The organism is Acinetobacter pittii ATCC 19004 = CIP 70.29, assembly GCF_000369045.1.
Classification (GTDB): Bacteria; Pseudomonadota; Gammaproteobacteria; order Pseudomonadales; family Moraxellaceae; genus Acinetobacter; species Acinetobacter pittii.
Genome location: NZ_KB849790.1, coordinates 483,708 through 498,075 on the forward strand (window position 1 = coordinate 483,708; position 14,368 = coordinate 498,075).

Annotated in this window: 12 protein-coding genes; 7 read left to right on the plus strand and 5 right to left on the minus strand. The window is 40.8% G+C overall.

Annotated features, from left to right (window positions below):
- Positions 1–28 precede the first annotated feature (28 nt).
- From dcaH to ygaY, 4 genes are all read left to right on the plus strand, one after another.
- Positions 29–1,552: a 3-hydroxyacyl-CoA dehydrogenase gene (gene dcaH / locus F928_RS14880; protein WP_005076614.1), complete on the plus strand. Its 1,524-nt coding sequence runs from the start codon at positions 29–31 to the stop codon at positions 1,550–1,552.
- A gap of 14 nt (positions 1,553–1,566) precedes the next feature.
- Positions 1,567–2,772, plus strand: a complete 1,206-nt coding sequence (gene dcaF, locus F928_RS14885) for a 3-oxoadipyl-CoA thiolase (RefSeq protein ID WP_005069941.1) — start codon at positions 1,567–1,569, stop codon at positions 2,770–2,772.
- Between the two features lie 109 nt (positions 2,773–2,881).
- A complete protein-coding gene (gene dcaR, locus F928_RS14890; protein ID WP_000081480.1) occupies positions 2,882–3,724 on the plus strand; it encodes an IclR family transcriptional regulator in 843 nt (280 codons plus the stop codon).
- A 63-nt stretch (positions 3,725–3,787) separates the two neighbouring features.
- Positions 3,788–4,960, plus strand: coding sequence for an MFS transporter (gene ygaY / locus F928_RS14895; RefSeq protein ID WP_016806076.1), 1,173 nt, complete (start codon positions 3,788–3,790; stop codon positions 4,958–4,960).
- Positions 4,961–4,999: 39 nt separating this feature from the next.
- Here ygaY and F928_RS14900 read toward each other — a convergent pair whose 3' ends face one another.
- Entirely contained in the window at positions 5,000–5,971 is a 972-nt protein-coding gene (locus F928_RS14900; RefSeq protein WP_000850369.1) for an NAD(P)H-dependent flavin oxidoreductase, read from the minus strand.
- 229 nt (positions 5,972–6,200) lie between these two features.
- On the opposite strand from F928_RS14900, the gene pecI reads away from it, so the two are divergent.
- Positions 6,201–7,010 carry an enoyl-CoA hydratase gene (pecI, locus tag F928_RS14905; RefSeq protein WP_005076620.1) on the plus strand — a complete coding sequence of 270 codons (810 nt, stop codon included), beginning with the start codon at positions 6,201–6,203 and terminating at the stop codon, positions 7,008–7,010.
- A gap of 65 nt (positions 7,011–7,075) precedes the next feature.
- On the opposite strand, the gene pcaR is transcribed toward pecI, so the two are convergent.
- Positions 7,076–7,921: an IclR family transcriptional regulator gene (gene pcaR, locus F928_RS14910; protein ID WP_025465524.1), complete on the minus strand. Its 846-nt coding sequence runs from the start codon at positions 7,919–7,921 to the stop codon at positions 7,076–7,078.
- Positions 7,922–8,104: 183 nt separating this feature from the next.
- Positions 8,105–9,322, minus strand: coding sequence for a CaiB/BaiF CoA transferase family protein (caiB, locus tag F928_RS14915; protein WP_005076625.1), 1,218 nt, complete (start codon positions 9,320–9,322; stop codon positions 8,105–8,107).
- 331 nt (positions 9,323–9,653) lie between these two features.
- Between caiB and F928_RS14920 the strand changes: the two genes are divergently transcribed.
- Both F928_RS14920 and F928_RS14925 read left to right on the plus strand, forming a co-directional pair.
- Positions 9,654–10,805: an acyl-CoA dehydrogenase family protein gene (locus F928_RS14920; RefSeq protein ID WP_005076627.1), complete on the plus strand. Its 1,152-nt coding sequence runs from the start codon at positions 9,654–9,656 to the stop codon at positions 10,803–10,805.
- A 61-nt stretch (positions 10,806–10,866) separates the two neighbouring features.
- On the plus strand, positions 10,867–12,117 hold the full coding sequence (locus tag F928_RS14925) for an MFS transporter (RefSeq protein ID WP_002114364.1): 1,251 nt from the start codon (positions 10,867–10,869) through the stop codon (positions 12,115–12,117).
- A 215-nt stretch (positions 12,118–12,332) separates the two neighbouring features.
- Here F928_RS14925 and phnX read toward each other — a convergent pair whose 3' ends face one another.
- Both phnX and phnW read right to left on the minus strand, forming a co-directional pair.
- Positions 12,333–13,148 carry a phosphonoacetaldehyde hydrolase gene (gene phnX / locus F928_RS14930; protein ID WP_005076630.1) on the minus strand — a complete coding sequence of 272 codons (816 nt, stop codon included), beginning with the start codon at positions 13,146–13,148 and terminating at the stop codon, positions 12,333–12,335.
- Between the two features lie 27 nt (positions 13,149–13,175).
- Entirely contained in the window at positions 13,176–14,363 is a 1,188-nt protein-coding gene (gene phnW, locus F928_RS14935; RefSeq protein ID WP_025465525.1) for a 2-aminoethylphosphonate--pyruvate transaminase, read from the minus strand.
- Positions 14,364–14,368 lie beyond the last annotated feature (5 nt).

The window sequence follows — 14,368 nt, forward strand, 5'->3', positions numbered from 1 at the left end:
ATATAGATTAATCATCAGGATGATCGACATGACTTATGATATTAAAAGCATGGCTGTGATTGGTGTAGGTGTCATGGGCAGTGGTATTGCTCAAATTGCTGCACAGTCAGGTCATACCACTTATTTATATGATGCCAAAGCAGGTGCAGCAGAACAGGCTAAAGAAAAACTGGCTGCTACATTTCAAAAGTTAGTCGACAAAAATAAAATTACATCTGAGCAAGCAACAGCAGCAAATAACCATTTAATTGTTGCTCATCAAATTAAAGATTTAAAAAATTGTGACCTGATTGTAGAAGCAATTGTTGAACGCCTTGATATTAAACAAAGCTTAATGCAGCAGCTTGAAGAGGTCGTTTCAGACAATACCATTTTAGCCTCAAACACCTCTTCTCTTTCTATTACAGCCATTGCTGCAAACTGTAAAAAGCCTGAGCGTGTTGTAGGCTATCACTTCTTTAACCCAGTTCCACTCATGAAAGTGGTCGAAGTCATTCGTGGTTTAAAAACAGACCTACTTATTATTGATGCTTTAAACGATTTATCTCGTGCATTTGGTCACCGCCCTGTCGTAGCGAAGGACACCCCTGGATTTATTATTAATCATGCAGGTCGAGCTTATGGCACCGAAGCACTCAAAATTTTAAATGAAAATGTCTGTGATATTAGTGAAATTGACCGAATTTTACGTGACGGCGTTGGTTTTAGAATGGGTCCTTTTGAATTACTCGATTTAACTGGCCTTGATGTCTCGCATCCTGTGATGGAGTCGATTTATCACCAATACTATGAAGAAGCCCGCTACAAACCAAACCCGCTCACCAAACAAATGCTTGATGCCAAGCAACTTGGACGTAAGGTTAATCAAGGTTTTTATAACTATGAAACCGGTTCAAAAACAGGTGAACAACCTGCTCAGTTTGTAGAGCGTTTAGCACAATATCCAAAAGTTTGGATTGCGGCAGATTTTTTAGACGATAAAAAACAGCTCGAAGATTATTTGACTCAGCAAAATATTGCCTTAGATGCTAGTCCTGAACCACAAACAGATAGCTTATGTTTGCTCGCTTGTTACGGTGAAGACACAACCCAAGCGGCGACCCGCCTAGGGGTTAACCCCGAACAAGCTGTTGCTATAGACATGCTTTATGGCATTGCAAAGCATCGAACCTTGATGCCTTCACTTGTTACCAAACCTGAATACCGACAAGCCGCTCACTCAATTTTCAATTTAGACGGAAATGTGGTGAGCATGATTGCTGAAAGTATTGGCTTTGTTGCACAGCGTGTTTTAGCAATGGTGATTAATTTAGGCTGCGATATTGCGCAGCAAAATGTTGCCACGGTAGATGACATTAATGCCGCGGTACGTCTTGGCTTAGGCTATCCGTTTGGTCCAATTGAATGGGGCGATCAAGTCGGCAGTGAAAAAATCTTACTCATTCTGAACCGTATAACCGCACTTACGCATGACCCGCGTTACCGCCCTAGCCCGTGGTTACAGCGTCGTGTCGCACTTCATTTACCTCTTACTTTTACTCATGAGTCTTGAAAAGGAATTTCTCAATGTTAAATGCATATATTTATGATGGTTTACGTAGTCCATTTGGCCGTCATGCAGGTGAACTTGCCTCAATTCGTCCTGATGATTTGGCCGCAACTGTCATTCAAAAACTACTTGAAAAAACTGGTGTTCCGGGAGCGGATATTGAAGATGTGATTTTAGGCGACACCAACCAAGCGGGTGAAGATAGCCGTAATGTGGCACGAAACGCACTATTACTGGCGGGATTACCTGTCACTGTGCCGGGCCAAACGGTAAACCGCCTATGTGCTAGTGGTTTAGGTGCTGTGATTGACTCGGCACGTGCCATTACTTGTGGTGAAGGTGAACTGTATATTGCAGGTGGTGTAGAAAGTATGTCACGTGCTCCCTTTGTGATGGGTAAAGCAGAAAGTGCTTATAGCCGTGATGCAAAAATTTATGACACCACCATTGGCTCTCGCTTTCCAAATAAAAAAATTATTGCTCAGTACGGCGGACATTCAATGCCTGAAACAGGTGATAACGTTGCAGCCGATTTTGGGATTAGCCGTGAGCAAGCAGACTTATTTGCAGCCCAATCACAAGCCAAATATCAAAAAGCCAAAGAAGAAGGTTTCTTTGCCGATGAAATTACCCCAATTGAGGTTTTCCAAGGCAAAAAATTACCGCCTAAACTCGTTTCTGAAGATGAACACCCTCGTCCAAGCTCAACTGTTGAAGCGCTCACAAAGTTAAAACCGCTATTTGAAGGCGGCGTTGTCACTGCTGGTAATGCCTCCGGGATTAATGACGGTGCAGCAGCACTTTTGATTGGTTCTGAAGCGGCAGGTCAAAAATATGGCTTAAAACCAATGGCTAAAATTTTGTCAGCAGCAGCTGCGGGTATTGAGCCACGCATTATGGGTGCAGGTCCGATCGAAGCCATTAAAAAAGCTGTTGCGCGTGCTGGCCTTACTTTAGATGACATGGACATTATTGAAATTAATGAAGCCTTTGCTTCACAAGTTTTATCTTGTTTAAAAGGTTTAAATGTTGATTTTAATGACCCGCGTGTGAACCCGAACGGTGGTGCGATTGCTGTTGGTCATCCACTTGGTGCATCTGGTGCTCGTCTTAGCTTAACAGTAGCGCGCGAGTTAATTCGCCGTAAGAAGAAATATGCCGTGGTGAGCCTATGTATTGGTGTAGGTCAAGGTCTTGCGATGGTGATTGAAAACGTTTCATAACCATTGAACCAGATATCCATTCATCACAACAGCGCAGTGATGAATGGATTTATTTTGCAGAGCGAAATATAATGGCAAAACTATTGCTTTAATTATATTTGAGGATCGAATGTCTCAAAACACGGAAACTGAAAAACCAATAAATTTTGATGAGATACGTTTGGATCCTATTTCGCATATACATCGGGAAAATAACCCGCAATTTATTGCTTCTTTAGCACGCGGTTTAGAACTTTTAAGATGCTTTTCTGCAAACAATCAGGTGCTTGGTAACCAAGAATTAGCAAAAATGACAGGTTTACCTAAACCGACCATTGCACGTATTACCAATACCCTTGTGTCATTAGGTTATTTAAAACAATTGCCTAACTCGACCAAATACACACTAGATATTGGTGTCTTATCTTTAGGATACGCAGCATTATCTAACATCTCGATTCGTAATATTGCTCATCAATATATGGAAGAGATGAGTCAGTATGTTCAAGCGCCTGTAGCAATGGCAACGCGTGATCGCTTAAATATGGTGTATATCGATGTTGTGCAAATTGAAACTGCATTAAATATGCGCCGTCCAATTGGTTCGACTTTGCCAATTCATAGTAGTTCTATGGGCCGAGCATGCTTGGCTGCGACCCCTGAACGTGAGCGCAATTTTCTACTTGATGCGTTGAAACAAAAAAATCCCGAAAACTGGCCAGCCATAAAACGCTCATTAGAACGAGCTTTCCGTGATTACCAAGATTATGGATATTGTTTGTCTTTAGGTGAGTGGCATAAAGAAGTGAACTCAGTGGCTGTACCTTTGGTCAGCTCGAAACACGGTCTTTATGTTTTTAACTGTGGTGCGCCAAGTTTTCATTTAAATCCGGAAAAACTTGAAGGTGAAATTGGACCACGTTTAATCCACATGGTGCACAATATTCAAGATGCTTTGAATGAAACGCACTAACAGTCGTGCTTAAAACAATCATGGTTGTGTTGATTAAAGTTCCACTTTCATTATGACTAAGGCATGATGAAAAACGCACTCTATACCCCAACCATTATTTTAATGGCAATTGCCGCAGGCATTTGTACAGGTGGAAATTATTTTAGTCAGCCACTTATTCATTCAATTAGTGTAAGCCTAGATTTAACTGAAACAACTACAGCGTGGGTGCCAACTCTAGCCCAAATCACCTACGCATGTGGCTTACTCTTTTTAATGCCGTTGGGTGACATATTAGAAAAGCGCAAGCTGCTATTTGTCTTTATGTTATTGGCTTCAAGCGGATTAATTATTAGCGGGTTTTCGCACAATATTTATCTTTTACTGCTTGGTACTGTCATTACTGGCCTATTTTCTAGTGCAGCCCAACTGTTGTTACCGCTTGCTGCAAGTCTGGTTCCAATTCAACAAAGCGGTCGTGTCGTTGGCTTTCTACTGAGTGGACTGATGATGGGGGTTTTACTCGCCCGCTCCCTTTCTGGGCTAATGTCTACACTTTTTGCATGGAATATTATTTATCTGGTCAGTGGTTTTCTGTTACTCATCATTGCCATTATTTTGCATCGTAATATCGGGTTATTTCCACCAACCAAATCTGAAAACTATGCAAAAACTATTCGCTCTTTACCACAGATTTTTATTCAAAATCGGCGGTTAAGAACCAGAACTTATATTGGTGGTTTTACATTTGCTTGTGTAAGTTTAACCTTTACCACCATGTCGTTGCTTTTGGCTCCAGCACCCTATTTTTTTAGCGACTTTACCATTGGCCTTTTCAGTTTTGTTGGGGTATTAGGGACGTTCGTTGCCAATTTTTCAGGTAAATTTATTGATCAAGGCTACATTCATAAAATTTCAATTTATTGCGGCATTGGCCTTATTTTAAGTTGGATTCTTTTTTCACTTTTACCCTACCATTTCGCTTTTTATATTATTGCCTTACTCATTCTCTACGCTTCTCTTTCTGCTGTGCATGTCACCAACCAAAGTATTGTATTTAAACTTAATCAAGAACTACGCTCACGTTTTAACGCGATTTATATGACGGGTTACTTTGCTGGCGGCGCTTTAGGCACAACGGCAGGAAGTTATGCTTGGAAACACTTCGGATGGACAGGTGTCTGTATTTTGGGTTTAATTTTTGCCGTTTTATGTCTTTATTATTGTGTACATGATGCAAAAAATCAGCACAATTAAAGCTTGTGCTGATCTTATATAAAGTAGGTTAATGGTTCGTTATAAAAGCCCTAATAATCGACCACGAATAATGTCTTCTGCCTCTTTGACAATCCGACTAACCAGTTCATCGCATGTCGGAATATCATGAATCAAGCTAGCCACTAACCCACATGACCATGCACCTGCATTTACATCGCCATCAATCATGACTTTTGGATAAACCCCTGCAACTTCTTCAATAATATCTTCAAACTTAATGTTATCGCCGAGTGCTTTTTCTTTTGCCACGATTTTTTCTACAGCAGCATTATTCATGACACGTTCTGTATTTCGCAAAGCACGCATAATTAAACGTGTATCTCTTTCGGTTGCATTCAGAATCGCCTGCTTCACATTTGCATGTACGGGAGCTTCCTGAGTCGCAATAAAGCGCGTTCCCATGTTAATTCCATCGGCTCCCATCGCTAATGCAGCAGCCAGTGAGCGTCCATCTGCCATCCCACCTGAGGCAACAAACGGAATTTCTAATGCATCAGCAGCTAAAGGCAATAAAATCATATTGGGCACATCATCCTCACCGGGGTGACCACCACACTCAAATCCATCTACAGAAACCGCATCGCACCCAATTTGCTGAGCTTTTAAGCTATGTCGAACCGAAGTACATTTGTGAATTACTTTAATACCAGCAGCCTTTAAATATGGCATGACTTGTTCAGGATTACGCCCCGCTGTTTCTACAACCTTTACTCCGCCTTTAATGATTGCTTCTACAAAACCCGGATAATCAGGAGTATTTACCGTAGGCAAAAAGGTTAAATTTACCCCAAAAGGCTTGTCGGTCATTTCTCGGCAACGTGCAATTTCTTTTGCCAGATTTTCAGGCGTACGCTGAGTCAGGCCAGTGATAATACCTAACCCACCCGCGTTTGAAACCGCAGCCGCAAGCTCTGCAAAACCAACATAATGCATACCGCCTTGAATAATTGGATGCTCAATTTCAAATAATTCTGTAATTTTGGTCTTCATATTCTTTCCACTCACTGTTCTATAGCTAGCCTCTTATTTCCTTAGCAGAGCTAGATACTTATTAACGCATAAATCCTGTCTACATTTAAAGCGAATTAAGGTAAAATTTCACAATACAAAATTTTATACCATAATATAAAACAAAATAATTGATAGCGGAATTATTTTTCGATAGCATTATTTTAATGAGTTTAATTTTTAGACAGAAAGTTAATTAAAGGAATGAATGATGCAGCAGGACAACAAAACTCAAAACCAGCTTAAAACAGGCACAATTCATGAATCTTTTGATAGAAATATACTAACGCTCACCATGAGTAATCCCACTAAAAAAAATGCAATTAATTACGAAATGTATGCGGCCCTAAGTCAGGCCTTAAATAAGGCTGCAACTAATCAAGACATTCATGTGGTTGTGCTGACTGGTGAAGACTCCGCATTTACCAGCGGCAATGATGTAAACGCATTTGAAAAACGCGATACCACCACTTCAGAACCACCCGCTTCGATTGTTTTCTTAAAAAGCTTAGCAACGTTTCCAAAACCGATTATTGCTAAAGTAAATGGTGTAGCAATTGGTATTGGCAGCACCATGCTTCTACATTGCGACCTTGTGTATGCAAGCCAAAACTCTATTTTCCAATTCCCCTTTGTGAATTTGGGACTTGTACCTGAAGCGGGTTCAAGTTACATCTTGCCAAGACTATTGGGCTTTGCTCGTGCTTCTGAGATTATTTTATTGGGTGAAAAGTTTTCGGCAGACCAAGCAAAGAATTATGGTCTGGTAAATGAAATATTTGAGGCAACTGAGCTGGATCAAGCGGTTGAAGATGTGGCTATTAAACTTGCTCACAAACCAAGCCAAGCCTTACAGCTCAGTAAAAAGTTACTAAGAGATATACCAATTGATGATCTACTCAATCGTATTGATCATGAGTCGACTATTTTCTCACACTGTTTACAGGGTTCCGAGTTTAAAGAAGCATTAAATGCTTTCAAAGAAAAACGAAAACCGAACTTTCACAGCCAAACAACCTAAAACTCGCCCATTAAAAAGCCAGCCTTGAAAAACAAAGCTGGCTCTTATAAATAAATTAAATACGTTTAACTAATCTCAGTACGAATATTATTCACCATGTGTAAAAGACGCGGTGCAATATCTTCTTCGAGTTTTTCACGGTTCATAATGAAACTTGGACCGCCACAGTTAAACACCAGCAAACCATGTTGTTCATGAATAAGTGGGACTGCAACCGAATTTACATCTTTATGCCATTCACCGATTGAAAAACAATATCCGAAATCTTGGTAGTCTTTAAACGCTTTGTCTAGATCACGGTTAATTTTGATCCAGTCTTCTTTGTGTTTGCTACGGATGGCATCAAGTAAAAATTTTCTTTCGTCTTCAGGCATTGCAGCTAAACATGCACGCCCCATAGAACTTAAATGAATCGGTAAATAAGTTCCAACTTGACGGCGCATGGTCATATTGCCTTTACCCTGTACCACATCAAGATAAATCATGTTCAGTCGATCGCGTGTTGCCATCGCTACAGCAGCGCCAGCATAGTCTGCCAAATTTTTCATATATGGATGAGCAATAGAGCGAATCGATACGTTAGACAGCATGGAATAACCAAACGCAAGAACCCCTACTGAAAGCTGGAATTTGCTTGAGTTAGGTACTTGTTTGATATAACCCAAACGCGACAAGGTATGTGTAAGGCGAGTAATGGTTGGTTTTGGTAAACCTGTCATCTGAGCAAGCTCTTGGTTACCCAAATGCTGATGCTTAGGAGTAAAACAACGTAATAGCTCTAAACCACGTGCTAATGCAGTAATAAATTGGCGATCATTTTCATCCTGCATGTCTTCAATCGGATGTAATAATTCATGCCTTAAAGGCGCTAATAATTTTTCTGTCTGTTCTGCATCTACTGCATCGTTCATTGTCATACCAATCCATATTTTGTTTCGCACTGCGAAAATTATAATCTATTTTTTCTATAAATAGCAAAAGAGCAAACATCCGAGTCTGCATCTAAAAGATAACTTCTAACTCATTAAAGCGAAAGATTAAATATTTTATTTTCTGATTTTAAATATAATTTTAACCTTCCGCTTTTAAGCCACCTACCCAATTACACCTTTTTCTTTGAGCTCAGCCAGTTTTTCTGGAGAAACTACTCGACCTAAAACCGCCTGCGTATGTTCACCCAACAGCGGAGGTGCTGTTTTGTATTCAACGGGTGTTCTAGAAAGTTTGATTGGCGAGCCAATTACCTTCAATTTTTTACGTTGAGGATGGTTCATCTCGACCAGCATTTCTCGGGCAATGACTTGCGGCTCTTGAAAAGCTTGTTCCAAGTTATTAATCACACCGACGGGAACTTTAGCGGCATAAATTGCACCTACCCATTCATCTGCTGTTTTTGTTAAAAAGTGAGTTTGTAAAATTTCGATAATTTCATCACGATGCTTGATTCGGTCCGCATTTCGAGCAAAACGTGCATCATTTGGTAAATCGGGTAACCCAATACTTCGACAGAGTTGAATAAACTGAGTGTCATTTCCACATGCAATAATAAAATCACGGTCAGAAGCTTTGAACACTTGATAAGGCACAATATTAGCGTGTGCATTGCCATAACGTTTAGGGATTTTTCCTGATGAAAGATAATTCATTCCCTGATTTGCCATTGTGGCAATTTGAACATCAAGCAAAGCCATATCAACGTATTGGCCTAAACCTGTCACATGGCGATTGAGTAAAGCAGCCTGTATGGCAATCGTAGAATAAAGTCCCGTGGCTAAATCAGAAAATGCGACCCCTACTTTTTGTGGACCGCCACCCGGCAAATCATCTCGCTCACCCGTAACTGACATAAGACCGCCCATGCCCTGAATAATAAAGTCATAACCGGGCTCTTCTGCTCTGGGACCATTTTGACCAAAACCTGTTATCGAGCAATACACCAGTTTAGGGTTAATCGCAGATAAAGACTCATAGTCCAAACCGTACTTTTTTAGAGACCCCGCTTTGTAGTTTTCAATCACGACATCGGTGTCTTGAATGAGGGCTTTAATCAATTCTTGACCATCAGGACTCGCAATGTCGATGGCAACCGATAGTTTATTGCGGTTGGTCGACTGATAATAAGCGGCTTCTTGAGTGTCTTGGCCTGAGTCATCTTTCATCCAAGGCGGCCCCCAAGAACGGGTATCATCACCGACTTTCGGTCGTTCAATCTTGATGACTTCTGCGCCTAAATCGGCAAGAATCTGCCCACACCAAGGTCCAGCCAATACCCGACTTAAGTCAAGCACCCGAATTCCATTTAAAGCACCCATCTTCATCCCACTATATTTTGTGACTCATTTCCTATAGGAAAATTTATCCATTTAAAATTTCGCATAGCGATATATATTTTTAATATACACAGCTCTTTTTAAAAATCAAACTTTAATTTTCCACTAAAAATAATGATTTTTTATAAGGAAATATAGCTTAAATAAATCAATAAATTAGCCAAACACAAATCAACAACAAAGTATCGCATTGCGAAATTAATTTTCAAAATGTATTGTTTTGCGTTTATCCTTTGATTACTATCGCTTCAAATATTGGTGATTTTACGAACATCACATTGATGTTTTTAGTATGTAGTAAAAGGACGAGACTATGATTCGAGAACAGGAAACCTTAGATCAACTTGTTGATATGATTCGACAATTTGTTGAAGGTGTATTAATTCCTCATGAGAATGAAGTCGCTGAAACGGATGAAATTCCTCAAGATATCGTTGAGCAAATGAAAGCTCTCGGTTTATTTGGTTTAACCATTCCTGAAGAATACGAAGGTCTTGGCCTGACGATGGAAGAAGAAGTCTATGTGGCTTTTGAATTAGGTCGTACCTCTCCGGCTTTTCGCTCTCTCATTGGGACCAATAATGGCATTGGCTCAAGTGGCCTGATTATTGATGGGACCGAAGCACAAAAATCATTTTTCTTGCCACGTTTAGCACGTGGTGAAGTGATCAGTTCTTTTTGCTTAACCGAACCAGATGCAGGCTCTGATGCTGCCTCTTTAAAAACCACCGCTGTAAAAGAGGGTGACTTTTATATTTTAAATGGTACTAAACGCTTTATTACCAATGCCCCTCACGCTGGTGTATTTACAGTCATGGCTCGTACAAACTTTGATATTAAAGGTGCTGGGGGCATTTCTGCTTTTATTGTCGATAGCCAAACTCCGGGCATTTTTCTTGGCAAACGCGATAAAAAAATGGGACAAAAAGGCGCCCATACCTGTGACGTTATTTTTGAAAATTGTCGCATTCCAGCCTCAGCGCTCATTGGTGGTGTAGAAGGTGTTGGTTTTAAAACGGCCATGAAAGTACTCGATAAAGGCCGTTTGCATATTGCGGCTTTGAGTGTCGGCGCAGCAACACGAATGCTAGACGACTCTTTAAATTACGCCATCGAACGCAAGCAATTTGGACAACCGATTGCCGAATTCCAACTCATTCAAGCCATGCTTGCCGATTCAAAAGCTGAAATTTATGCCGCTAAATGTATGGTCTTAGACGCTGCACGCCTACGCGATGCAGGACAAAACGTTAGCACTGAAGCCTCATGCGCAAAAATGTTTGCAACCGAAATGTGTGGCCGCGTTGCTGATCGCTGCGTACAAATTCACGGCGGTGCGGGTTACATCAGTGAATATGCCATTGAACGTTTTTATCGAGATGTTCGTTTGTTCCGTCTCTATGAAGGGACTACTCAAATTCAACAAGTGATTATTGCCCGAAACATGATTCGCGCTGCGTCTTAATCAAATTTTAAGCACTTCAAAACGACTTGAAGTGCTTTTTATCAAATGTAGGTAATGGATTATGGCTACAAATTACAAAGAAGGTCTTTCTCGTATACAGCCTCATACGTGGAAAATAGCTTTTATTTTTGCTTTTCTAGCACTGTTGGTAGATGGTGCAGATTTGATGATGCTGTCTTATAGCTTAAATAGTATTAAGGCAGATTTTGGATTAAGTTCAGTACAAGCAGGTATGCTTGGCAGTTTCACATTGGCAGGCATGGCTGTTGGTGGGATTTTTGGGGGATGGGCGTGCGATAAATTTGGTCGCGTGCGCATTGTTGTTATTTCTATTTTAACTTTCTCACTCCTCACCTGTGGCTTAGGTTTCACTCAAAGCTTTCTTCAGTTTGGTATTTTAAGATTTTTTGCATCACTGGGTTTGGGTTCACTCTATATCGCCTGTAATACCCTCATGGCCGAATATGTCCCAACCCGTTACCGCACCACAGTACTGGGTACCCTACAAGCAGGTTGGACGGTTGGCTATATTGTTGCGACTTTGCTTGCAGGCTGGATTATTCCTGATCATGGCTGGCGCATGCTGTTTTATGTTGCGATTATTCCTGTTGTTATTGCTGTCCTCATGCATATTCTTGTACCCGAACCAGAAGCATGGCAAAAATCTCGACTACAACAACCTGTTGTAGCTCAAAACGCATCGAAAACTTCGGCATTTAAGCTTATTTTCCAAGATAAACGAAACCGCAATATGTTTATCTTGTGGGCGTTAACCGCTGGCTTTTTACAGTTTGGTTACTATGGCGTAAATAACTGGATGCCGTCATACCTTGAAAGCGAACTCGGTATGAAGTTTAAAGAAATGACTGCCTATATGGTAGGTACATATACCGCCATGATTTTAGGTAAAGTTCTTGCGGGCATGATGGCCGATAAATTAGGGCGTCGCTTTACCTATGCCTTTGGTGCAATTGGTACTGCTATTTTCCTACCTTTAATTGTTTTTTATAACTCGCCAAGCAACATTCTATATTTACTGGTCACTTTTGGTTTCCTCTACGGCATTCCGTATGGCGTAAATGCCACCTACATGACCGAAAGCTTTGCGACCGCTATTCGCGGTACAGCCATTGGTGGAGCCTATAATGTTGGACGTTTAGGTGCTGCTTTAGCCCCTGCAACGATTGGTTTCTTAGCCTCTGGCGGGTCAATTGGTTTAGGTTTTGTCGTGATGGGTGCTGCCTACCTGATTTGTGGCGTGATACCAGCCCTATTTATTAAAGAAAAATTATATGACCCTCAAAAGTCATAAATAGATCTATCAAATAGGTCATATGCCTATCTGGTTGATGGTGCTAACGATCGAAACATGTGTTTTAAATCGTTAGCCAAAAATAAGGAATTTACTCCTCAAAGTTAATCCTTATTTTCACATATGTAGAGTGTATCTACTCTTCATTTTAATTTTTTAGGTAAGCTTAGCTCCCTTGGGAGCTAAGCTTAAAAAGATATAGACCTAAACTTTGTTTAAGGTCGTTCACCCTGCCCCAAACGGCGTTCAATATCATCTAGTACATTTGGCAAATCAGCGACACTATCAATCACATAATGAGCGCCCGACGCATTCATTTTTTGGTATGCCTTATCTTTTAGAATAATCTGTTCATCGGCCGATAGCGAACTCCACTCTTCATAGCTTAAACCGACTTCATTACCACTAATCGCAAGTCCTACTGTCCAGCACCCTGCGTTTAAACCTTCGTCAATACCCACCACGGTATCATCTACTTTTACAACGGTTTTGATATCGGATACGTCGAGTTGAATTAAGTTCTTCCATAGCATTTCAGGATATGGCCGGCCATATTTCACGTCACTTGCCGTAACGATACAGTCCGGTCGATAGCCCTGATCGGCAGCATCTTTGACCAAACGACCAATCATCATGGATGCATAACCCGTGTTACTCCCAATTTTTGCACCACGCTTTTTAATATTTTCAAACGTTTCCAATGCGCCCGGAATTAAAGCAGAACATGTTGGAATAGAATTTAACTGATAGGGAATAAAGTCTTTATATAAACGGTCAATATCTGCTTCAGTTGCAGGCTTCCCATAGACTTCCTGCCATGCCGCTGCGACACGCGGCATTTTTAAAACGGCAGCAATATGGTCACGTTTTTCTAAACCCATTGGCGCTCGAGCTTCTTCAACCGTAATTTCAACTTTATTGTCTTTAAATAAAGCCATAAAAGCCAAAATTGGTGCACGTGAGCCAAAATCTACAGTTGTGCCAGCCCAGTCAAAAACCACAGCCTGAATTTGTGTATTGTTGGTTGTCATGATGTATTTCCTTTAATTTAATAAAAATTATGCTGTTACAGCTTGGTTTAGGTGGTTTTCACAGTAGTTCGCAATCGCAGCAAGAAGCCCTTCAATGTCATGAATATAAACTTCGCCAATATTGCCAATACGGAAGCAGTTAAGGTCAGTGACTTTGCCCGGATAAATTACGTAGCCTGATTTTTTCAGGGTTTCGTAGAAGGACTGGAAGCTAAATGTCTCGGCTGTTGGGTAAAGAAAAGTGGTAATGATGGGTGATTGTGGACTCTCTTCACCACGTACCAACTCAAAGCCAAGTTGTTGCATACCTTTAGATAAGGTTTGTTGGTTTTGTAAATAACGTTGATAACGTGCAGCAACACCGCCTTCTGTCTCAAGCTCAAGTAATGCTTGATAAAATGCACGTACCACATGGGTTGGCGAGGTAAAACGCCATTTACCGTTATGCTGCTCCATCGTATTCCACTGGTCATACAAATCGAGACTTACCGAACGAGCTAAACCTTTACATGCTTCTAGGCAATCACGCTTTGCCAAAATAAAACCAAAACCCGGAACACCTTGAATACATTTATTTGCACTTGAAATTAGAAAATCAATTTCAAGCTCAGCCATATCCATAGGTACTCCACCAAATGAACTCATGGCATCCACAATCCAGATTTTTCCTGCTGCTTTAACTAAACGGCCAATGTCTTGAATCGGATTTAAAATACCAGTGGTGGTTTCACAGTGCACACAAGCAACATGGCTAATGGTTTTATCTTCTAAAACGCGCTCAATCTCTAGTAGATCTGGTGTTTGGGTTTCTAAATAGTTCAGCTCTACAACTTCAATATTTAAGCAACGCGCCATTTGCACCATACGTGCACCATATGCGCCGTTATTAATGATCAAGATTTTGCCATCACGCGGAATAGCTGAACCAAGTACAGACTCCACAGCAAAACTTCCACTGCCTTGCATTAACACAGCCGTATATTTTTCAGGTTGCCTGGTCGCTAAGTTGACTAGACGAGAACGGATATCTTGTACCAGTGAGTTGTATTCTTGGTCCCAAGTACACCAGTCTTTTTGCATGGTACGGCGTACTGTTGCCGATGTTGATAATGGTCCTGGAGTAAGAAGCAAATACTTGTTCTCTAAATCCATATCGAGTTGGGGTTGCATGTTCATAATGTTACTCATTTCTTTTGCGTTAATTTCAATATACACCAATC